Below are 20,249 nucleotides of genomic sequence, written 5' to 3' on the forward strand. Positions count from 1 at the left end.
CCCATGACAACCAACCCCTCCGCCCCGTCGTCCGAGGCGGCGACCGCCCCGGACTGGCGGCGCATCGGCAGCTTCGTGACCGGCCAGGCCGCCGTCCAGTGCGGAAGCTTCGCCCTGCTCATCGCCATGAACTGGACCGCGGTCCAGCTCGGCGGCCGGGGCGCCGTGACCCTCGTCATCCTCGCCTCCACGCTGCCGCGCGCCCTCATGCTGCTGTTCGGCGGCGCTCTCGCCGACAGCCTCGGCCCGCGCGCCGTGCTGCTGCGGGCCACCGCCACCCGGCTCGTCGTCCTCGCCGTCGGCGTCCTGGTCACCGCGAGCGCCGACAGCCTCTGGCCCCTGGTCGCCGTCGCCGTGGTGGAGGGCTCGCTGCTCGGCCTCACGGGTCCGGCCTCCGGCATCCTGCTGACGCGGCTGGCCCCCGAGGAACACCTGGGCCGCGCCAACTCCCTGTTCTCCATGGTGATGCGGCTGGCCCCGATCGCCGGATCGCCGCTCGGGGCGTGGCTGGTGGTGGCGGGCGGCCTGTCCGACGTCATGATCGTCTCCGCCGCGGGCTGCGCCGTCTGGCTGGTCTGCGCCTTCCACGTCACCCACGGCATGGGCCGCCCCGAACGCCGCTCCGGGGCGAGTACCTCGCTGTTCCGCCGCTCCGGTGACGGTCTGCTGCTGCTGGGCGCCCACCCCAAGCTCCGGTGGATGTTCATCGCCTGCTTCTGCATGGACTTCGCCTTCCTGTGGCCGGCCGAGGTCGCCCTGCCGCTGCGCGCCTCCGGCGAGGGCTGGGGCATCGGTTCGGTCGCCGCGGCCCTCACCGCGTTCAGCGCCGGTGCCCTCGCGTCGGCGGCGCTGGGCGCGGCCCTCGCCCACCGCATCCCGGTCTCGGTCAAGCTCCTGGTCACCGGCACCGGACTCGCCGTCGGCATGGGCTCCATGGCACTGGTCCCGTCCCCGGGCACCCTGGCCGTCACGGCGTGCGTCGTCGGCCTCTTCTCGGGACTGAACGGCCCCGCCCTGGTCACCGCCTACCAACAGGCCGTCCCCGAGGGCCGGCTGGGCGCCGCGATGTCGACCTTCTCCCTGTCCAGCATCGGAGCCGCGCCCCTGTCGCTCGCCGTCTTCAGTTCGGTCTCAGCCGCGCTGGGTGTGACCGGCACCTGGCTGCTGTGCGCGGCGATCGCCCTGTTCTCGCCCGTGGCCGCCACCCTCGCCCTGCGCTCCCCCGTCACGCGGGAGACCCCCGGCACAGCGAAGGTCTCCGCCGTCCCCGAGCCCACCGCCACAGCCGTGTGAGGCAGACATGTCCCTGCTGGAACCCAGTCCACCACCCGTCGTCGACCGCCTCGTCCGCCCGGCCGCGCTGCCCCCGCTCCCCGCGGCGCTGCCCCCGCCGGCCGGCCCCGGACCGGGCGGTGCGCAGCTCTGGCTGGTCGCCACCGCCGCGCACGAGGAGAGCGCCGCGCGCTACGCCCCGCTCGTCCTCGGCCCGTCCGAGCTGGCCCGGGCGGAGGAATTCCGCCGCCCCACGGACCGCGCCACCTATCTGTGCGCCCATGTCGGGCTGCGCCGGGTGCTCGGCAGCCATCTGGGCATCGCGCCCCGGACCGTATCGGTGGCCCGAGCGCCGTGCCCGTGCTGCGGGGAGCCGCACGGCCGGCCCGTACTGCCCGAGGGGCGCCTGCACTTCTCGCTCTCGCACTGCGAGGGCCTGAGCCTGATCGCCGTCGCCGCCGCCCCGGTCGGGGTGGACGTCGAACCGGTGCCGGGCCCGGAGACCCTTGTCGAGGCGGCCGATGTCCTCCACCCGGCGGAGGCGGCGGAGCTCACCGCCCTCGCCCCCGCTCTGCGCCCGGCGGCGTTCGCCCGGGTGTGGACCAGGAAGGAGGCGTATCTGAAGGGGCTCGGGATCGGCCTGGGGGCGGATCCGTCGACGGAGTACGTCGGCGCCGGCGGGACACCGGCCGCGCTGTCCGGGTGGCTGGTGACCGATGTCGCCGTCCCGCACGGCCACCGGGCCGCGGTGGCGGTCCGCCACCGGTCCATCGGCGCGGGCCCCGACTGACCGGCCGAGGAGGCCGAGCGCCTGGTGCCCCGGCGGTGTCGCCGCCGGGGCACCAGGCAGGTCCGGGGCCGGAGAGGGGTTACGGCCTCACCCGCGACAGCGAGTGGATCAGCGAGCGGCGTCATGCGGCTTCGCATCCAAGGCGGAGGAGGGAGGCGACGCGGAGCGTCGTCGACCGACGACAACGCCGGAGGCGGAGTCGCAGGGCGTCGGGAGCCCGCTCGCTGTCGCGGGTGAGGCCGTTACGCCCGGCTGGGCGGTCGCCAGCCGTGGGCGAGGATGTCGAAGACCCCGTCGACGGCGGCCCGGCGGTCCTTCTGTCCCTGGGCGAGGACGGGGATCTCCAGGACGAAGCGGGCGAGCGTGACGCAGGCCAGGTCGTCGTGCGGCACGCCGAGGTCGTCGGCGATGGCCGTGCTCAGCGTGTCGGTGTGGCGGGCCCACATGCGTTCGGCGTAGGCGCGCAGCGCGGGTGTGGAGTGGACCAGCCGGTCGAACTCCTGCCGCTGCGGGTGGGCCGCGAGGGGCAGCCAGCTGTCGATCAGGTGCTGGTGCAGGGCGTCGAGGATGCCCAGGCCGGCGGCCCGGTCCCGGACGGCGGCGATCAGCCGCGCGTCCACGCCCTCCTCCTGGTCGAAGACGAGCGCCTCCTTGCCGGGGAAGTGCTTGAAGATCGTGGCGGTCGAGACGTCGGCCGCGTCGGCGATGTCGCGCATGCTCACGTGGTCGTAGCCGCGCTCCAGGAAGAGTTCCAGGGCGGCATCGGCGATCGACTGCCGGGTCTGCGCCTTCTTGCGCTCGCGGCGTCCGACGGGGGTCTCGGTCATGTCCACGAGTCTACCCGATAGTGGAATCCGCATCTAAGTTGTTGGATTCTACTTTTGTTCGTGTTCTACTTTTTAGGCAGGCGGGGTCCACCCCGCTCTTCGCACACCCACCTGCCACGAAGGGAACACCCATGTCCTCCCCCACCCCCTCCCGCGCCCGGATCAGCGTCATCGGGGCCGGCCCCGGCGGGCTGACCTGCGCGCGCATCCTCCAGCGGCACGGCATCGCCGTGACCGTCCACGACCGCGACGACGGCCCGCGCGCCCGCGACCAGGGCGGCACCCTGGACCTGCACGCGGACAACGGCCAGATCGCCCTGCGCGAGGCAGGCCTGCTCGACGCCTTCTTCCGGCTGGCCCGCCCGGAGGGCCAGGAGATGCGCCAGTACACCGCGGACGCCACGCTCACCAGCCATCACGTGCCGGAAGCCGACGAGCTGTTCAAGCCCGAGATCGACCGGGGCGTCCTGCGCGACCTGCTGCTCGACTCCCTGGAGCCGGGCACCGTCCGCTGGGGCCACGCCCTCGAACGCGTCGGCGGACCGGACGACGGCCCTCGACAGCTGCACTTCACGGACGGGACCACCGTCGAAACGGACCTGGTCATCGGTGCCGACGGCGCGTACTCCCGGGTGCGGCCCGCCGTGTCGCCCGCCGTTCCCGCGTACACCGGGGTGAGCTTCCTGGAAGCGTGGTTCTCCGGTGTCGACGACCGCCACCGCGAACTCGCCGAACTGGTCGGCCGGGGCAGCGCCCACGCCGCCGACGGCGAACGAGCCGTGTTCGCCCAGCGCAACGGCGGCGACCACATCCGCACGTATCTCATCCAGCGCGTCCCCGCGGACTGGATCACCGCCCACGGCCTCGACGCCGCCGACACCGGCTCCCTCCGCGCCCTCCTCCTGGAGCGCTACGCCCACTGGGCGCCCGGCCTGCGCCGGATGATCACGGACAACGACGGACCCTACGTACACCGCCCGATCCTCGCCCTGCCCGTCCCGCACACCTGGGCGCACAACCCGACGGTGACCCTGCTCGGGGACGCCGCCCACCTCATGCCGCCGCTCGGCGTCGGGGTCAACCTGGCCATGCTCGACGCCTGCGACCTCGCCCTGTCCCTCGCGAACGCCGCCCGCGTCGACGACGCGGTGCGCGCGTACGAGAAGACCATGCTGCCCCGCTCGGCGGAGACGGCCCGGATGCTCGACGGCCGTGCCGAGGACCTGCTGTCCGCCGAGGAGCACGGCTCCGGCGGGCCGGACGGACCCGGGCACTGAGGCACCGTGCCCCGGCACAGCGGAAGGCCGGCGCCTCGCCCCCGAGGCACCGGCCGTTCCCTACCGCTTCGGGCCACCGGGACGGTCGCCGTCAGACCTTCTGCTTCTTCAGTGACGTCAGGTGGGCGAAGACGACGACGTTGGCCGAGTAGCCGTCCTTCTTGTTGAAGCGCCCGCCGCAGGTCATCAGCCGCAGTTCCGGACGGCCGGTGCTCCCGTACACCTTGTCGTCGGGGAACTTGTCCTTCGTGTACGTCTCCACCGCGTCGACCGTGAAGACGGCGGTCCGCCGGTCGGCCCGGGTGACCGTCACCGTGTCGCCGCGGTGCAGCGCGTTCAGGTTGAGGAAGATGGCCGGTCCGGTCTCCGTGTCGCGGTGACCGACGATCAGGGAGGTCCCCGCCTCACCCGGCGACGGCCCGTCGCGGTACCAGCCCACTTCCCTCGGCCTGCTCATCGGCGGGGCGCCGAGGTGCCCCTTCTTGTCGAGCCCGAGACCGGTGACCGGTGCCTCGATGAAGATGGCGGGCACCGCGACCTTCACCGGCCGCGACGGGGACAGCGGTGCGTGCGCCTCCTCGGCCGGCCGGCCCCCGCCGCCCGCGGCGTCATTGCCGTGGGCGGCGGCCGGATCGTCGGACGAGTCGGAACTCGCCCAGACGATGCCGGTCACCAGCGAGGAGGTCACGCACAACGTCATCGTCAGACGACACGCCCGGCTCGGGCCCCGTCGGCGTCTTCGGCGCGGGTTATGCCTCGTTGCGGGCACGGCGGCGTGCGGCTCGGCGGACCATGACCAGCCCGGCGGCTCCGACCGCGCCGGCCGCCAGCGCGGCGGTGGTGCCGACGTTCGAGTCGCTCTCGGAGCTCAGGCTCTCCATGTCCGGGACGCCGCCGCCACCGGCCGGCACGCCGCCGGACGGCCGCTCGTAGCTCGTCTCGGCACCCGCCGAGCCCCGGCCGCCGTTGTCGGCACGGTCGTTGTTGCCGGCCGGCTTGGAGCAGTCCACCTGGAAGGCCTTGTTCTTCGGGCCCGCCGGGACGACCCACACCAGCTGGTACGTGCCCTCGGGGAGCAGGTACTCCTGGCTGCGCGCCGAGCCGTTCACGAGGGGCAGCGTGCTCGCCAGGGTGTCCCCCGGGGGCACGGTCGGGGGCTGAGCCGTGATGGTCCACGGAACGGCCGGCATGTCACCGAAGTTGCTCGCCGAGAGGACGAACTTGCAGACCTCGGCGCCGTTGCCGCCGCGCGCCGCCCAGCCGACCGAGCGGATGTCGATGTCCCCGCTGTCACCGGGCGCGGCGTAGGCGGCGGACGCTCCGGCCAGGGTGGCCGCGGCGGCGGCGACCGCGGCCGCCGTGACGGCACCCGCGCGGACGCTGCGGGAACGGACGGTAGCGGAAATACGCATGCTGAACTCCTTCGAGCCGGGATGATTGTCGTACCTGATCAACCGATCGCCTAAGAGATGCCATGAGGCACGGGATAAAGGCCGCGTAACACTCTGAAAAATCTGATAAGTACCCTGAGTAGCCGATAGCGGACCCGCCCGAAGGACCTCACACGGGAAACGGGGCGCCCGTGGGGCACCCCGTTCCTTCCCGCGTACGCGTCCCGTCAGTCCCGGGGCACCCCGCCCGCCGCCGACGCCTCGCGCCGCCTGCGCTGCTCGGCCACGTCCGCCACCGGGGACGCGAGCAGCAGGCTGCGGGTGTAGTCGTGACGGGGCTGCGAGGTGACGGTCGCGGCGTCGCCCGTCTCGACGATCTCGCCCCGGTGGATCACCGACACGCGGTGGCTCATGAAGCGGACGACGGCCAGGTCGTGCGAGACGAAGAGATACGAGACGCCCGTCTCCTCCTGGATCTCCAGGAGGAGGTCCAGCACGGTGCGCTGGGTGGTCAGGTCGAGCGCGGACACCGGCTCGTCGCAGATGACGAGGCGGGGGCGCAGGGCCAGCGCGCGGGCGATGGCGACGCGCTGGCGCTGGCCGCCGGAGAACTCCCGGGGCAGGCGCCCCGCCGCGTCGGCCGGCAGGTGGACCCGCTCCAGCAGCCCGGCGACCCTCCCCCGGGCCTCCCGGGCCGCGGTGCCCTGGCCGATGAGCGGCTCGGCGAGCGTGTCGCCGATGGTGCGGGCGGGGTTCAGGGAGGTGTAGGGGTCCTGGAAGATGACCTGGAGGTCGCGGCTGAGCGCACGGCGGCGCCGGGCGTCGGCGTGCTCGATGCGTTCGCCGTCGAAGGTGACCGAGCCCGAACGCACCGGTACGAGCCCGAGGACGGCCCGGCCGATGGTGGACTTGCCCGAGCCGGACTCGCCGACCAGGCCGAGGGTCTCGCCGGCCCCGACGTGGAGGCCGACGCCCTTGAGTACCTCGGTCTCCGGGGCGCGCCACCCCTTGCCGGGGAAGGAGACCCGCAGGTCGCGCACGGTGAGCAGGGCGTCGGGAGCCGGGGCGTCCGGCGCGGGCGCGCCGTCGGGGGTGTTCATGCGGTGACGGTCCTTGCTTCTCGTGGCTGCCAGGGGGCGCGGGCCGGGGCGTCGTCGAGTACGGCGGCGAGCAGCGCGCGGGTGTAGGGCTCCCGCGGTGTGCCGAGGATCTGCTCGGTGGTGCCGCTCTCCACGATGCGGCCGGCGTTCATCACGGCCACCCGGTCGCAGACGTCGGCGACGACCCCGAGGTTGTGCGTGACCAGGAGGACGCCGAGGCCGCGTTCGTCGCGGAGCCTGCGCAGCAGGTCGAGCACCTCGGCCTGGACCCGTACGTCGAGTGCGGTGGTCGGCTCGTCCGCGATGAGGAGGGCGGGGTCGCAGGACATCGCGCCGGCGATCAGGACGCGCTGGGCCATGCCGCCGGAGATCTCGTGCGGGTAGAGGCGCAGGGTGCGTTCCGGTTCGGGGATCTCGACCTGGCGCAGGAGTTCGCCGGCCCGCTCGGCGGCCTCCTTGCGGCTGAGTCCGAGGTGGTGGCGGATGGGCTCCATGAGCTGGCTGCCGATGGTGAAGGCGGGGTCGAGATTGCTCATGGGTTCCTGCGGTACGTACGCGAGGGTGCGGCCGCGCAGCGCGCGGTGGTCGCGTTCCCGCATGCCCACGGTCTCCCGGCCGTCGACCGTGATGCTGCCGTGCGTGACCCTGCCCCCCTCGGGCAGCAGGCCGAGGACCGAGAACGCGGTCTGTGTCTTGCCGGACCCGGACTCGCCGACGAGGCCCACGATTTCGCCGGGCCGTACGTCCAGGTCGACGCCGTGCACGACCTCCTTGTCGGTGCCGTCGGGCCGGGCGTAGGCGACGGTGAGGCCGCGCACGGACAGCAGCGCGGCGCGCGGCGCGGCGGGCTCGGCGGCCGGTTCCGCCGGATCGGAGACGGGTGTCGTGGCCGCGGCGGGCTCGGTGCGCCTGCGGCGGGCGGGCCGGGGCGCCTGTTCCTCCAGGGCGTCCCGTACGGCTCCGGCCAGCAGGACGAGCGCGCAGTTGGTGAGGCCGAGGGCGAGGCCGGGCCAGAGGATGAGCATGGGCGCGCGCTGGATGTTCTGGAACGCCTCGTTGAGCATGGCGCCCCAGGTGGCCGTCGATCCGCTGCCGACGCCGAGGAATTCGAGGCCGGCCTGGAGGGCGATGGCGACGCCCGCGACGAGCGCGACCTGGATGATGATGGGCCCGCGCACCACGGTCAGGACGTGCCGGGCGACGATGCGGGTGTCGGAGAGGCCGGAGACCTTCGCGGCGTCCACGTACAGCTCGCCCCGGACGTTGGCGACGATGCCGCGCACCAGGCGGAAGAAGCTGGGGGCCACCAGGACGCCGAGCACGATCATCAGGACCCGGACGTCGGGGCCGAGGATGGCCCGGGACGCGAGCAGGACGACCATGGCGGGCAGCGCCATGACGAGGTTGACGGTCCAGTTGGCGACGGCGTCGAACCGGCCGCCGCGGTAGCCGGCGAAGAGTCCCGAAGGGACGCCGAGCACCAGGGCGACGGCGAGGGCGAGCAGGGCGCCGCCGAGGGTGTTGCGCCCGCCGTACAGCACCCGGGAGAGGATGTCGCGGCCCGCCGAGTCCATGCCGAGGGGGTGTGCCCCGCTCGTCCCCGCGAACGCCTCGCCGAGCGACGAGGCGTCCGGGTCCTGCGGGGCGATCAGGGGTGCCAGGAGGACGGCCAGGACGAGGACGAGGAGCAGGGCGGCGGACAGTCCGCCAAGGGGGTTGCGCAGGACCCGGCGCAGGGTCGCGGCCCGGTTGTTGTCGCTCATGCGGCCCTCGCCTTGGGGTTGAGCCAGCCGATCAGGACGTCGACCAGGAGGTTGATCAGGACGACACCGACCACGGTGAGCATGACGAGCGCCATGATCACGGGGATGTCGCCGCGGGTGGTGTAGGTGACGGTCATGGAGCCGATGCCGGGGAGGCCGAAGATCTGCTCCACGAGTACGGCCCCGCCGAGCAGGCCGACGAACTGCATGCCGAGCACGGAGAGCGCGGGCGCCGAGGCGTTGCGCAGGACGTGCTTGAACACGATCCGGGACGCGGGCAGTCCGCGGGCGCGCAACGTGCGTACGTAGTCCTGCCGCAGGGCGTCGATGACGGCTCCCCGCACCTGCTGGGAGACGCCCGCGACGGACACCACCGACAGGGAGACGACCGGCAGGGTGATGGTGGAGAGCCAGCCGCTGGGCGAGTCGGTGAAGCCGGTGTAGCCGATGGCCGGGAACCAGCGCAGCCGTACCGCGAAGACCAGGACCAGCACCAGGGTCAGCAGGAACCCCGGCAGGGCGTATCCGACCACGCCGAGGACCTGGACGAAGCGGTCGGCCGCGCCGCGCCGCACCCCGGCCCACACCCCGAGCAGGAAGGCGAGGACCGTGGTGACGGCGGTGACACCGATCATCAGGCTCGCCGTGACCGGGAGGCGGTTGCCCACGGCCCGGCCCACGTCCTCACTCGTGAACCAGGAGCTGCCGAGGTCGCCCCGGACCGCGTGGGACAGCCAGGTGCCGTACTGCTGGAGCACCGGCTGGTCGAGGCCGAGCGAGGCGTTCTTGGCGTCGACGGCGCTCTGGGTGGCGCTCTCCCCGAGCAGCTGGCGGCCCACGTCGATGTGCGGGACCGACAGCAGCAGATAGGTGAGGAAGGAGATCACGACCAGGAGCACGGCTCCCGAGGCGATCCTGCGGGCGATGAAGTTCAGCATGACACTCGGTATCCGTCGGCTCGGGCGCTACTTGGCCGGCGCGTAGTTGTAGATCGAGGGGACGGCCATGCCCGACTGCGGGGAGATCTTCACGGTCCCGTCCGAGACGTGCAGGTAGCTCATCCGGTAGAAGGGGACGAACCAGCCCTCCTTCACGAGGTGTTCGTTCAGCTCGCGCGCGGCTGTCTTCGCCTCGGCCCCGGCGCCCGTCTGGATGCGGGGCAGCAGCGTCCGCGTCACCTTGTCGGTGGTGCCGAACATGTTGAAGGCGCCCGGGGTGACCAGGTCGTTGGCCGCCGCCCAGTCGGAGGTGGGCTGGCCCATGTTCATGACCATTCCGGAGTAGCCCCGGTCCGTGAAGACCTTCTGGACCGCCGAGGCGCCGTCGAGGGTGTCCCAGACGAGCTTCACACCGATGGCCTTGAAGTCGGCCTGGAGGGAGGCGGCGAGCGCGTCGTTGACGATCGCCGTGATCCGCGGCAGCTTCAGGGTGAAGCCGTCGGCGTAACCGGCCTCCTTGAGCAGGGCCTTGGCCTTGGCGGGGTCGTGGGAGTAGTAGGTGTCGAGCTTCTTGTCGTAGCCCAGGGTCTCGGGGCCGAACACCTGCGAGGTCGTCCGGCCGCGGCTCTGGCGGATGCTGTCGAGCATCGTGTCGCGGTCGACGGCGTAGTTGAGCGCCTGGCGCACCTTCGCCTCGCGCAGTGCCGGCGTCAGCTTGCCGTCGCGGTCGAAGAGCAGCAGGCCCTGGAAGTCGATCTCCTGCTTCTGCGTGGTGACCTCGGGGTCGGACTCGATGGCGATCTGCTGGTCGGCGGTCTGGAGGAGGGCGGCGTTCACCTGCCCGGTCCTGAGGCCGTTGGTGATCGCGGTCTCGTTGTCGAAGAAGCTGATGTTGATGTTCTTGTAGGGGAGTTCCCCGCCCCAGTAGTCCGCGTTGCGCCGGTAGGCCCACTTGGTGCCGACGGTGGTGCGGGACGCGTCCAGGCGGTAGGGGCCGGTGCCGTCCGGGGTCGTCTTGAGGCTGTCGCCCTGCGCGAACCGCTTGGGGTTGGCCATCAGACCGGGCGCGTCGCTCAGGTAGAACTCCATCGCCGGGTTGGGCTGCTTGAGCTTGAGGGTGACGTGGGTGGCGTCGATGACGTCGACGGCCTCCAGGTCGTTCAGCCACTTCGCGGAGGCCCCGCCGCCCTTCTGGAAGCGCTCCATGTTGGCCTTGACCGCCGCGCCGTCGAAGGCGCTGCCGTCGGCGAACTCGACGCCCTCGCGCAGGGTGAGCGCGAGCCTGGTGCGGTCCGTGTCGTACGTCCACTTCGTGGCGAGCATCGGGCTGAAGGTGCCGTCGGGGTCGCGCTTGATGAGGGTGTCGTACACGGCCTGGAAGTACGGCAGGGCGCTGCCGGTGGCGACCGCGGGGTCCAGGCTCTGGGGGAGCGTCATCGTCGCGATGTTCAGCGTGGACGATCCGGCGCCCTCGGCGCCGCCGCCGTCGCCGGCGCATCCCGCGAGGGCGAGCGAGGCCGCGACGCAGGCGGCCACCGTCGCGGTTCGGGAGGTTCTGCTCATGTCTTTCGCTCCGTCTGGAGAGCCGGGGGCACCGCCCCGGCGAAGATTGCCGGTGAGCCTACACACGGAATTAACCACTTGGTAGGTTTTTGCTCCGGGGAATTGACCAGCCGGTAAGTTCTGCCGGACGACGATCACCTGCGGCAGGAGAGCACCGAAGTGAACGACCCCGCGCCCGACGCACCCCGGCGCGTCACGAAGGGCGAGCGCACCCGCGCCCGGATCCTCGATTCGGCGACCGAACTGTTCGCACGCTCCGGCTTCCACGCGGTCTCGCTGCGCGACATCGCCGCCCACGCCGGGCTCACCCATGCCGGACTGCTGCACCACTTCCCCGGCAAGGAGGCCCTGCTGCTGGACGTGCTGAGCCTCCGGGACGAGACCGACGGGCGCCGGCTCTTCCCCGGCACCCTCGGCCCCGGCGCCCCGGAGCCGGACCCGGCCGAGCGGCTGCGCCGGCTGGTCGACGTGGTCGCCCGCAACGCCGGGACGCCGGGCCTGGTCGCGCTGTACGCGAAGCTGTCGGCGGAGGCCTCCGATCCGGAGCACCCCGCCCACCACTACTTCGTACGCCGCTACCAGCTCCTGCGCCGGGAGACCACCGGCCTCCTGGCGGAGCTGTTCGCGGCGGCGGGGCCGGACGCGCGGGGCGACGCGGCGGCCGTGGCCCAGCAGCTGCTCGCACTGATGGACGGGCTCCAGACGCAGTGGCTGCTGGAGCCGGGCGCGGTCGACATGGCGGAGCAGGTCCGCGCCTTCCTCCGCCGGTACGGGCTGGACGCCGGGCGGGAGTGAGGTGTCAGCGGCCGAGGGCGGCGAGGACGGCATCGGCCATGCTCCTGTGTCCGGTCGCGTTGGGGTGGAAGCCCGCACCCTCGTCCGAGTCCGCCGGTTCGATCCAGCGCACGCCCTCGGCCGTGCAGGCGTCGTGCCCGACGGACGGGCCGTAGGTGTCGACGTACTCCGCGCCGTACGCGCCGGCCCGCTGCGCCAGCATGGCGTCGAGGCGCTTCTCCTCGTCGCGCACCCAGCGGAAGTCGCCGTCGGCCAGCGGGATCGTGGCACGGCAGGAGCCACCGTCGTCGGGCAGCAGCGAGGGGTAGCCGACGAGCAGCACCCGGGCCAGGGGCGAGCGGGCGTGGATGGCGTCGAGCACCGCGTCGATCTTCGGCGCGGTCGCGTTGATCCGGGAGCCGATCTCGTCCGTGCCGAACAGCGTGAAGCTGGTCTTGCACGGCGAGCCGTGCGGCGCGAGGTAGCCCACCAGTACGCAGCGGGTGATGACGCCGGCCAGGTCCAGGTCGTTGCCGCCGACACCCAGGGTGACCAGCGTCGTGTCCGGGCGCAGGGCGTCGAGCTGGGGCGCGGCGGAGTCCTGAGGGCCCGCCATGTGCGTGGTGTCGGCCCCGGCGCAGGTGACGTCGGTGAACGACGCCGCCCCGACCTCCTGCGCGACGAGCGAGGCGTAGTTGCGGTCCGAGCGGCCGCAGGCCGGGTCGGTCTGCTGCGGGATGCCGAGCCCGGAGCTGTAGGAGTCGCCGAGCGCGACATAGCGCACCGGGTCGCCGGACGCCGGGGCCGCCGGGGCCGCGAGGCCGGGTGAGGCGGCACCCGTCAGCAGCGCGGCCGAGGCGGCGGCGACGAGGGCAAGCCGCGGGGCGTACGCGCGCCGCCGGGCCGGAGCCGGGTGGTCCGCCTCTCGGCGGGCGGGGGTGGTCGACCGACCGGATACCGACATGACCGTTCCTCGATTCATGGGAGAGCGGAGCCGACGGGGCGGACGGCAGCAGAGAGCTCATCGGAGCGGACCGCCCGAGCACGAAAACCGTACGGTGATCGGTTTCTGGCCGTCAAGGGCCGCACCCAAAAGAAATCCGGGCGTTCGAGGGGCCCGCCGGCGCCGCGCGCGCAGGCCCTTGACACCGAAAACCGATCACCATACGTTTTTGGGTCGCATGCCGTCTTGCCCCGATTCGCTCCACCGGGCGGCCACCGCCGCACGGCCCGCCCGCCCCGCCGCGGCACCCCGCCGCCGCCTCCACGAAAGCCCGACAGGTGCCCGTATGACCCAGCGCCCCACGCCCCGCCGCTCCCTCGCCGCCGGTCTCCCTCTCGCCGAGAAGGCGTCCCTGACCAGCGGGTCCGGGGACTTCGTCAGCCAGGGGTCCGAGGCGGCGGCCATCCCCGCCGTCCGGATGTCCGACGGCCCGCACGGGCTGCGGCTGCCCCGGGAGAGCGGTGACGGCGGCCAGCTCGACCTGCACAGCGCCGCCCCCGCGACCTGCTTCCCGCCCGCCGTCGCCCTCGGCAGCAGCTGGAACCCGGAACTGGCCGAGGAGGTGGCCGGCGCCATCGCCGCCGAGGCCGTGGCGCACGGCGTCCACGTCGTGCTCGGGCCCGGCATCAACATCAAGCGGTCACCGCTGTGCGGCCGCAACTTCGAGTACTTCTCCGAGGACCCGCTGGTCTCGTCCGAGCTGGGCGGCGCCATGGTGCGCGGGCTCCAGAACGCCGGCGTGGGGGCGTCCCTCAAGCACTACGCGGCCAACAACCAGGAGACCGACCGGATGCGGGTCAGCGCCGACATCGACGAGCGCCCGCTGCGGGAGATCTATCTGCGCGCCTTCGAGCGCGTCGTCCGCCGCGACCGCCCCTGGTCCGTCATGGCCTCCTACAACGGCGTCAACGGCGTGCCGGTGTCGCAGAACACCCGCCTGCTGACCGAAATCCTCCGCGAGGAGTGGGAGTTCGACGGGATCGTGGTGTCCGACTGGGGTGCGGTACGCGACCGGGTGGCCGCCCTGCGCGCCGGCCTCGACCTCCAGATGCCCGGCCCCGGCGGACGCACGGACCGCGAGGTGGCCGCCGCCGTGGAGTCGGGCGCGCTGGACGAGGCGCGGCTCGACCGCACCGTCGACCGCCTCGCCCTCTTCGCCCACCGTACGACCGCCCCGGCCGGCTCCCCCGCCGCCCTCGACGTGGACGCCGCGCACCGCGTCGCCGGCCGGGCCGCCGACCAGTGCGTGGTGCTCCTGAAGAACGACGACGCGCTGCTGCCGCTGGACCCGGCGGCGGGCAGCGTGGCCGTCATCGGCGAGTTCGCCCGCACGCCGAGGTTCCAGGGGGCCGGCAGCTCGCAGGTGACGCCCACCCGGCTCGACGTGCCGCTGGACAGCCTGCGCGCCCTGGCCACCGGCGCGGACGTGCGGTTCGCGGCGGGCTACGCACTGCCCGGCGCCGATGACGGGCAGCCGGATGCCCGGCTCGCCGAGGAGGCCGTGGAGCTGGCCGGACGGAGCGACACCGTGGTGCTGTTCCTCGGCCTGCCGCCGCAGGACGAGTCCGAGGGCTTCGACCGCGACCACCTCGACCTGCCCGCCGCACAGACGGGTCTCCTGCGGCAGGTCCTGGAGGCCAACTCCCGTGTGGTGGTCGTCCTCTCCAACGGCGGGGTCGTACGCACCGCGCCCTGGCAGGAGCGGGTGCCGGCCCTCGTGGAGGGGTGGCTGCTCGGCCAGGCGGGCGGCGGCGCGCTCGCCCGTGTGCTGTTCGGGGCGGTCAACCCGTCCGGGAAGCTCGCCGAGACCGTTCCGCTGCGGCTGGAGGACTCCCCGAGCCACCTCTCGTTCCCCGGCGAGGAGGGCAGGGCCCGGTACGGCGAGGGCGTCTTCGTCGGGTACCGGGGCTACGACGCCCAGCGCCGCGAGGTCGCCTTCCCCTTCGGCCACGGCCTGTCGTACACGACGTTCGGCTACGACGGCATGAGCGTGCGGGAGGACGGGGACGGTTTCCGTGTCGCGCTGACCGTCACCAACACCGGTTCCAGGGCCGGGCGTGAGATCGTCCAGGTCTACGGCGGCGGGCCGGACGGTTCGCGCGTCCTGCGCCCCGTGCGCGAACTGCGGGGATTCGCCTCGGTGTTCCTGGAGCCCGGCGAGAGCCGCGAGGTGACCGTGCGCCTGACCCGGCACGACCTGGCGTACTACAGCGAGCGTGAGGGCGGCTGGAAGACCGAGGGCGGTCGCTACCGCATCGAGGCGGGCGCCTCCTCGCGTGACATCCGTGCGTCCGTCGCCCTCGACGTCGAGGGCGACCCCTCGAACCTGCGGCTGACCGGCCGCAACACGCTCGCCGAATGGTTCGGACACCCGGTCGGCGGCCCGCTGCTGATGGAGGCGTTCGCCCGTGCCCGCGCGGACTCCGCCCAGGAGGGGGCGGGCGCCCTGGCCGATCCGGTGATGCGGCGGTTCCTCGCGGGGGTGCCCCTCGACGTCATCGCCGAGTTCCCGCAGAGCCCCCTGCCGCCCGAGAGCCTGCCCGCCCTGGCCGACGAGGCCGAGGCCCGCACGGCGGACCGGCACCGTGACTGACGCGGGTGACGAAGTGGCGGTGAGCGGACGGGTGGCGCCCGGCTGGGAAGAGGTGCGCGACGCCTTCGCCCGGGGCTGCGCCGACGACCCCGGCGCGGCGCAGCTGGCCGTCCACCACCGGGGCCGGCTGGTGGTGGACCTGGCGGCAGGACCACCGCCCTTCGGGACGGACTCGGTGAGTGTGCTGATGTCGGTCACGAAGGGGCTGGTCGCGGTCTGCGCGCATCTGCTGGGCGAGCGCGGCGCGCTGGACCCGGAGGCGCCCGTGGCCCGCTACTGGCCGGAGTTCGCCACCGAGGGCAAGGCGGGGACGACGGTGGCGGATCTCCTCACGCACCGGGCGGGGCTGCCCGCGTTCACGGCCGACGCGGCGGGCGTTGGGCTGCCCGGCCTGTACGACTGGGACGGCCGGGTGGCGGACCTGGCGGCGATGCGCCCGCTGTGGGAACCGGGCACCGCCTCCCTCTACCACGCGCTGACGTACGGGCACCTGGTCGGCGAGGTCGTCCGCCGGGTCTGCGGGCGGAGCGTCGGGGCGTTCTTCGCCGCCGAGGTGGCGGCCCCGCTCGGCCTCGATCTGTGGATCGGGCTGCCGCCCGAGCAGGAGCACCGGTTCGTCCCGCAGTTCTCCGTACGCCCGGACCCGTCGCCCGAGCAGGTCGCCGGTTTCCTCGCCGGGCTCGGGCTCGATCCGCAGGGCCCGTTGTCCCGGGCACTGCGGGCCTCGGCGGCGGAGCTGGCTGCCGCGACCCGGGGGCTGGCGACCCGTGAGGGGCGCGCCGCCGAACTGCCGGGGGCCGGCGGCATAGGCAACGCCCGGTCGCTGTCCCGGCTCTACGCGGCGCTCATCGGCCCGGTGGACGGGGTGCGGCTGCTGTCCGGGGCCACCGTCGGGCGGGCCCGCGCCCCGCGCAACGACGCCGTGCCGCCCCCGCCCCCGCTGGACGGCGGCGACGCCTCGGGCCGCTCCCGCTTCGGGCTCGGCTTCGAGCTGCCCCGCCGGGGCCTGCCCCTGCTGGGCGAGGGCTCCTTCGGCCATGCGGGGGCGGGCGGCCGTCTCGGCATGGCCGATCCCGGCAGCGGCCTCGCCGTGGGGTACGTGTGTACGGCGATGGCCTGGGAACCGGCGGCCGGGGGCGATCCGCGCTGGACGGACTGGACGAAGGCCGTGACCGGGACGGCGGCGGCACTCGGCCGGGAATGACCGCGACGAGGACAAGGGGAGGGGCGGCGCACCCGCGCCGCCCCTCCCGCCGGTCGTTCAGGCCCCGTCGGGCGCCGTACGCGGATCGAGGACGGAGAGCAGGTCCTCGATGGGCTGTTCCATGTCCGTCGACCGGTCGATCAGCCATTGCAGCTGGATGCCGTCGGCCACGGCGATGAGCAGCACGGCCAGCCGCTCCGGCGGGACGGCGGAGCTGATCCGCCCTTCCGCCACCCCGTCGCGCACGAAGTCCGCCACGCGTTCGCGGAGCACCGGGTAGCGCTCGGCGAAGTGGGCGTGGGCGGGGTGGGCCGGGTCGCTCGCGGCGGCGGCCATGGAGACGAACAGCTCGACCAGGCCCGGCGTCTTGGCGCCCTCCCGGATGATCTCGCGGTAGCCGTGCGGGTCGGCGCGCTCCGCCTGCCGGACCCGCGCGGTCTCGTCACGCATGCGCAGGACCTGGGTGAGCAGGTCCTCCTTGGAGTCGAAGTAGTGCATCAGACCGGGCAGGCTCAGACTGCACTTGGCCGCCACCTTCCGCAGCGAGGTACCCCGGTACCCCTCGGCGGCAAAGATCTCCAGTGCCGCGTGCAGGATTTCGCTGCGCTTGGCCTCGCCCTTCTCGTACGGGCCCCGTTTCGCCATGCCGGTCACCCTAACGCGAGGTCGGGGCGGGCACCGAGCCGAGCGGCGCGGCGGCCGGCAGCCGGCGCTCCCGGGAGAGGCCGCCCAGCCAGCGCGCGGACTCCTTGGGGGTACGGGTGAAGGTGTGCCGGTCGACCGCGATGAGCCCGAACGTCGGCCGGTAGCTGCCCCACTCGTAGTTGTCCAGGGCGCTCCAGTGCAGGTAGCCGCGTACGTCGATGCCGGCGTCCATCGCCTCGGCGAGGCTCGCGAGGGCGCGGGCGGTGTAGGCGATGCGGCGGCTGTCGTCGTCGGTGGCGATGCCGTTCTCTGTGACCAGGACGGGCACGCCGGGGCCGACCACCTCCGCCGTGTGCCGCACCGCTTCTCCGAGCGCCTCGGGGTAGAACTCCCAGCCGGTCAGGGTCAGTTCGGCACCCTGGGGCGGGGGCAGGGTGCCGTCGGCGCCGACGCGGTGGCGGGTGTAGGCCTGTACGCCGACCCAGTCGTCCTCGCGGGCGGCCTCCAGGAAGACGTCCTCGCGCTGCCACGCGTAGGCGGTCGCGACGGCCTCGGCGCCCGGTTCGGGCTGGTAGACCTGGTTGGCGACGGTCCAGCCGACCCGGAGGCCGGGGACGGTCTCCCTCAGCGCGGCGGACGCGGCGCGGTGGGCGCGGATCAGGGCCCGGACCACCTCGGGGTCCGGCTCGAAGGAGGCCGGGTCGACGGCGGCGGCCCCCGCCTCCCGGGCGGCGCGCGCGCCCTGCGCGACGCTCTCCCAGCCGTGCTCGGCCGCATGGGCCCGCAGGGCGTACATCAGGGCCATGATGTTGGGCTCGTTGATGGTGGCGGCATAGCGGACACCCTCGCGCAGGATCTCGCCGCAGGTGCGCGCGTAGGCCGCGAACAGCCCGGCCGCCTCGGGCGCCGTCCAGCCGCCGAGGTCGCTGAACCACTGCGGCGAGGTGAAGTGGTGGAGGGTCACCACCGGGGTCAGTCCGCGCTCCACCGCCCCGCGCACCATGGCCCGGTAGTGCGCGACCGCCGCCCGTGAGATCCGGCCGCGCTGCGGTTCGATCCGGGCCCACTCGACGCTGAACCGGTAGGAGTCGAAGCCGAGTTCGCGCAGCAGGTCCATGTCCTCGGGCCATCGGTGGAAGCTGTCGGCCGCGTCCCCGCTGGGCTCCTCGATGAAGCTGCGGGGGTGGTTCTCCAGGGTCCACCAGTCGCTGGAGACGTTGTTGCCCTCGATCTGGTGGGCCGAAGTCGACGCTCCCATGAGGAAGCCTTCCGGCAGGGCGAAACCGGGTCCGGCCTCGTGCACCATCGAGTTCTCCTTTCGCCCGGAGGCGGGCCGTGCCCACTCCGCAAAAAGCGTTCATTGATCGGTTTTCGTGTTAGCGTACAGGTGGCAGCGGTACGGGAGAAGAGGCGGCCGGTCCGAACTCGCCCCGGAGCCCGCGCCGCACACGCAGGGAGCCGGACCGCCCGAACCTGACATCGCCGCTCCGGCTCCCTGGCGCCCCGGCCCCCATCGCGCACAGGGAGAAAGCCTCGTGAACGCCGTCATTCCGCACGCCGAAACCCGACCGGCCTCCCCCGCCGGCACCCTGCGCACAACCGGCCCCTGGCGGGTGCGGGCGGCCGGCCCGGCGCTGGAGCGGACCGCCGGCGCCGTACGGGAACTGCTCGCCCCGCACCTGCCCGGCGGCCCGGACGGAGCGCCGCGCGAACTCGTCATCGGCCTGGACGACGAAGCCTCCACGCCGCCCCTCGGTATCGCCCCGGCCGGCGGTGAGCGGCCCGTGGACGAGGGCTACCGGCTGCGCGTGGACACCGACGGCATCACCTGCCTCGCCCGCACCCCGGAAGGCGCGTTCCGGGGCGCCACCACAGCCGTACAGCTCATCGCCACCAGCCGCGCGTCCGGCGAACTCCCCTTCCAGGAGCTGACGGACGCCCCGCGCTACGCCTGGCGCGGCCTCATGGTCGACCCGGCCCGCACCTTCCTCACCCCGGACGAGCTGCGCCGGATCATCGACCTCGCCGCGCTCTACAAGCTGAACGTGCTGCACCTGCACCTCACCGACAACGAGGGCTGGCGCATCCAACTGCCCGGCACCCCGGGGCTGACGGCACCGGGGGCGGAGTTCTACACCGCGGCCGACTACCGCGCGCTCCAGGAGTACGCGGCCCGGCGGTTCGTCACGGTCGTCCCCGAGATCGACCTGCCGGGCCACTGCGCGACGCTCCGGGACGCCGTACCCGGACTGCCCCCGGCCCCCGCACCGGCCGGACTCGCCGGCCGCTTCCCGTTCGTGCCCCCGCTGGACCTGACCGACGGGGCGACCCGGGCCGCCGTCACCCGGATACTCGCCGACGTCTGCGCGCTGACGGACGGCCCCTACGTCCACATCGGCGCCGACGAGGCGTTCGGCGCGACCCCGGAGAGCTTCGAGGACTCCGTACGCGAACTGCGCGCGATCGTCCGCTCCCTGGGCAAGCACCCGGTCGCCTGGCAGGAGTCCGCACGCGCCGGCGTCGAGCCGGGGGACATCACCCAGTACTGGGTGGACGTGGCGATGATGGACCTTCCCGACACCGCCGACGAACTGGCGGCCCGCCCCGAACTCGTGGCCGCCGGGCGGACCCTGGAGATCATCGGGGCGCTCAAGACGTTCTTCGCCCCCACCGACGAGGACCTGCGCCGGACCGTCGAGGGCGGCGGGCGCGTCCTGCTGTCACCCCAGTCCCACCTGTATCTGGACCGGCCGTACGCGGCTCAGTTCGCACCGCCCGAGCAGGCCGACGAGGCCGCCCGCCTCGGATTCGACGGATACCGCCCGCTGGGCGTCCGGCACACGGCGCGGTGGGACCCGGGGGCGTACGCGATCCCGGACGCCTGCGTCGCGGGCGTGGAGGCGACGGTCTTCGCCGAACGGTTCGCGGGCTTCGACGACGTCTCCGTACTCCTGCTGCCCCGGCTGGCCTCGGTGGCGGAGGCCGCGTGGTGCGGGCGGGCACCGCGGTGGGCGGAGTACCGCGAGCGCCTGGCCCGCCACGGACGGCTCTGGACGGACCGGGACCTGCCCTACTTCGCCTCCACGGAGGTGCCCTGGCGCTGAGCGGG

17 protein-coding genes are annotated in these 20,249 nt (G+C 73.5%); 7 read left to right on the forward strand and 10 right to left on the reverse strand.

Annotated elements, in window-relative coordinates:
• Positions 1–3: 3 nt before the first annotated feature.
• Complete coding sequence (locus B082_RS0125250; protein WP_018554575.1) at positions 4–1,293, forward strand: MFS transporter; 1,290 nt, start codon at positions 4–6, stop codon at positions 1,291–1,293.
• Between the two features lie 7 nt (positions 1,294–1,300).
• Positions 1,301–2,062 carry a 4'-phosphopantetheinyl transferase family protein gene (locus B082_RS0125255; RefSeq protein WP_018554576.1) on the forward strand — a complete coding sequence of 254 codons (762 nt, stop codon included), beginning with the start codon at positions 1,301–1,303 and terminating at the stop codon, positions 2,060–2,062.
• Between the two features lie 242 nt (positions 2,063–2,304).
• On the opposite strand, the gene B082_RS0125260 is transcribed toward B082_RS0125255, so the two are convergent.
• The gene (locus B082_RS0125260; RefSeq protein WP_026250185.1) at positions 2,305–2,889 is read right to left on the reverse strand and encodes a TetR/AcrR family transcriptional regulator; all 585 of its coding nucleotides are present in this window, start codon (positions 2,887–2,889) and stop codon (positions 2,305–2,307) included.
• 131 nt (positions 2,890–3,020) lie between these two features.
• On the opposite strand from B082_RS0125260, the gene B082_RS0125265 reads away from it, so the two are divergent.
• Positions 3,021–4,166: an FAD-dependent oxidoreductase gene (locus B082_RS0125265; protein WP_018554578.1), complete on the forward strand. Its 1,146-nt coding sequence runs from the start codon at positions 3,021–3,023 to the stop codon at positions 4,164–4,166.
• A gap of 91 nt (positions 4,167–4,257) precedes the next feature.
• Here the strand turns inward: B082_RS0125265 and B082_RS0125270 are convergent, their stop codons facing one another.
• From B082_RS0125270 to B082_RS0125295, 6 genes are all read right to left on the reverse strand, one after another.
• Entirely contained in the window at positions 4,258–4,866 is a 609-nt protein-coding gene (locus B082_RS0125270; protein WP_037710899.1) for a class F sortase, read from the reverse strand.
• A 49-nt stretch (positions 4,867–4,915) separates the two neighbouring features.
• Positions 4,916–5,578: a hypothetical protein gene (locus tag B082_RS0125275; protein ID WP_018554580.1), complete on the reverse strand. Its 663-nt coding sequence runs from the start codon at positions 5,576–5,578 to the stop codon at positions 4,916–4,918.
• Positions 5,579–5,784: 206 nt separating this feature from the next.
• Complete coding sequence (locus B082_RS0125280) at positions 5,785–6,657, reverse strand: ATP-binding cassette domain-containing protein (protein ID WP_018554581.1); 873 nt, start codon at positions 6,655–6,657, stop codon at positions 5,785–5,787.
• Positions 6,654–8,420, reverse strand: a complete 1,767-nt coding sequence (locus B082_RS0125285; RefSeq protein ID WP_018554582.1) for a dipeptide/oligopeptide/nickel ABC transporter permease/ATP-binding protein — start codon at positions 8,418–8,420, stop codon at positions 6,654–6,656. The genes B082_RS0125280 and B082_RS0125285 overlap by 4 nt, the downstream gene beginning before the upstream one ends.
• On the reverse strand, positions 8,417–9,358 hold the full coding sequence (locus B082_RS0125290) for an ABC transporter permease (protein WP_018554583.1): 942 nt from the start codon (positions 9,356–9,358) through the stop codon (positions 8,417–8,419). Before B082_RS0125290 ends, B082_RS0125285 begins: the two co-directional genes overlap by 4 nt.
• 27 nt (positions 9,359–9,385) lie before the next feature.
• A complete protein-coding gene (locus B082_RS0125295; RefSeq protein ID WP_026250186.1) occupies positions 9,386–10,921 on the reverse strand; it encodes an ABC transporter substrate-binding protein in 1,536 nt (511 codons plus the stop codon).
• A 159-nt stretch (positions 10,922–11,080) separates the two neighbouring features.
• Between B082_RS0125295 and B082_RS0125300 the strand changes: the two genes are divergently transcribed.
• The gene (locus B082_RS0125300; RefSeq protein WP_018554585.1) at positions 11,081–11,716 is read left to right on the forward strand and encodes a TetR/AcrR family transcriptional regulator; all 636 of its coding nucleotides are present in this window, start codon (positions 11,081–11,083) and stop codon (positions 11,714–11,716) included.
• 4 nt (positions 11,717–11,720) lie between these two features.
• Here B082_RS0125300 and B082_RS0125305 read toward each other — a convergent pair whose 3' ends face one another.
• A complete protein-coding gene (locus B082_RS0125305) occupies positions 11,721–12,659 on the reverse strand; it encodes an SGNH/GDSL hydrolase family protein (RefSeq protein ID WP_018554586.1) in 939 nt (312 codons plus the stop codon).
• A 325-nt stretch (positions 12,660–12,984) separates the two neighbouring features.
• On the opposite strand from B082_RS0125305, the gene B082_RS0125310 reads away from it, so the two are divergent.
• Both B082_RS0125310 and B082_RS0125315 read left to right on the forward strand, forming a co-directional pair.
• Positions 12,985–15,291, forward strand: coding sequence for a glycoside hydrolase family 3 C-terminal domain-containing protein (locus tag B082_RS0125310; RefSeq protein ID WP_018554587.1), 2,307 nt, complete (start codon positions 12,985–12,987; stop codon positions 15,289–15,291).
• Positions 15,284–16,495: a serine hydrolase domain-containing protein gene (locus B082_RS0125315; RefSeq protein WP_234018234.1), complete on the forward strand. Its 1,212-nt coding sequence runs from the start codon at positions 15,284–15,286 to the stop codon at positions 16,493–16,495. Before B082_RS0125310 ends, B082_RS0125315 begins: the two co-directional genes overlap by 8 nt.
• A 57-nt stretch (positions 16,496–16,552) precedes the next feature.
• On the opposite strand, the gene B082_RS0125320 is transcribed toward B082_RS0125315, so the two are convergent.
• Together B082_RS0125320 and B082_RS0125325 are read right to left on the reverse strand one after the other, a co-directional pair.
• A complete protein-coding gene (locus B082_RS0125320) occupies positions 16,553–17,140 on the reverse strand; it encodes a TetR/AcrR family transcriptional regulator (RefSeq protein WP_018554589.1) in 588 nt (195 codons plus the stop codon).
• Positions 17,141–17,150: 10 nt separating this feature from the next.
• Entirely contained in the window at positions 17,151–18,446 is a 1,296-nt protein-coding gene (locus B082_RS0125325; RefSeq protein WP_018554590.1) for a glycoside hydrolase family 1 protein, read from the reverse strand.
• 229 nt (positions 18,447–18,675) lie between these two features.
• Between B082_RS0125325 and B082_RS0125330 the strand changes: the two genes are divergently transcribed.
• Positions 18,676–20,244, forward strand: a complete 1,569-nt coding sequence (locus tag B082_RS0125330; protein WP_018554591.1) for a family 20 glycosylhydrolase — start codon at positions 18,676–18,678, stop codon at positions 20,242–20,244.
• Positions 20,245–20,249 lie beyond the last annotated feature (5 nt).

Origin of the sequence: Streptomyces sp. ATexAB-D23, assembly GCF_000373645.1 — a bacterium.
GTDB classification, from domain to species: domain Bacteria; phylum Actinomycetota; class Actinomycetes; order Streptomycetales; family Streptomycetaceae; genus Streptomyces; species Streptomyces castrisilvae.

Excerpts from the sequence above, each read along its gene's own strand:
- B082_RS0125265 (WP_018554578.1), top strand. The coding sequence starts at position 3,021 with ATGTCCTCCCCCACCCCCTCCCGCGCCCGGATCAGCGTCATCGGGGCC.
- B082_RS0125255 (WP_018554576.1), top strand. The coding sequence starts at position 1,301 with ATGTCCCTGCTGGAACCCAGTCCACCACCCGTCGTCGACCGCCTCGTC.
- B082_RS0125285 (WP_018554582.1), bottom strand. The coding sequence starts at position 8,420 with ATGAGCGACAACAACCGGGCCGCGACCCTGCGCCGGGTCCTGCGCAAC.
- B082_RS0125250 (WP_018554575.1), top strand. The coding sequence starts at position 4 with ATGACAACCAACCCCTCCGCCCCGTCGTCCGAGGCGGCGACCGCCCCG.
- B082_RS0125290 (WP_018554583.1), bottom strand. The coding sequence starts at position 9,358 with ATGCTGAACTTCATCGCCCGCAGGATCGCCTCGGGAGCCGTGCTCCTG.
- B082_RS0125280 (WP_018554581.1), bottom strand. The coding sequence starts at position 6,657 with ATGAACACCCCCGACGGCGCGCCCGCGCCGGACGCCCCGGCTCCCGAC.
- B082_RS0125275 (WP_018554580.1), bottom strand. The coding sequence starts at position 5,578 with ATGCGTATTTCCGCTACCGTCCGTTCCCGCAGCGTCCGCGCGGGTGCC.
- B082_RS0125270 (WP_037710899.1), bottom strand. The coding sequence starts at position 4,866 with ATGACGTTGTGCGTGACCTCCTCGCTGGTGACCGGCATCGTCTGGGCG.
- B082_RS0125310 (WP_018554587.1), top strand. The coding sequence starts at position 12,985 with ATGACCCAGCGCCCCACGCCCCGCCGCTCCCTCGCCGCCGGTCTCCCT.
- B082_RS0125325 (WP_018554590.1), bottom strand. The coding sequence starts at position 18,446 with ATGGTGCACGAGGCCGGACCCGGTTTCGCCCTGCCGGAAGGCTTCCTC.
- B082_RS0125260 (WP_026250185.1), bottom strand. The coding sequence starts at position 2,889 with ATGACCGAGACCCCCGTCGGACGCCGCGAGCGCAAGAAGGCGCAGACC.
- B082_RS0125295 (WP_026250186.1), bottom strand. The coding sequence starts at position 10,921 with ATGAGCAGAACCTCCCGAACCGCGACGGTGGCCGCCTGCGTCGCGGCC.
- B082_RS0125320 (WP_018554589.1), bottom strand. The coding sequence starts at position 17,140 with ATGGCGAAACGGGGCCCGTACGAGAAGGGCGAGGCCAAGCGCAGCGAA.
- B082_RS0125305 (WP_018554586.1), bottom strand. The coding sequence starts at position 12,659 with ATGTCGGTATCCGGTCGGTCGACCACCCCCGCCCGCCGAGAGGCGGAC.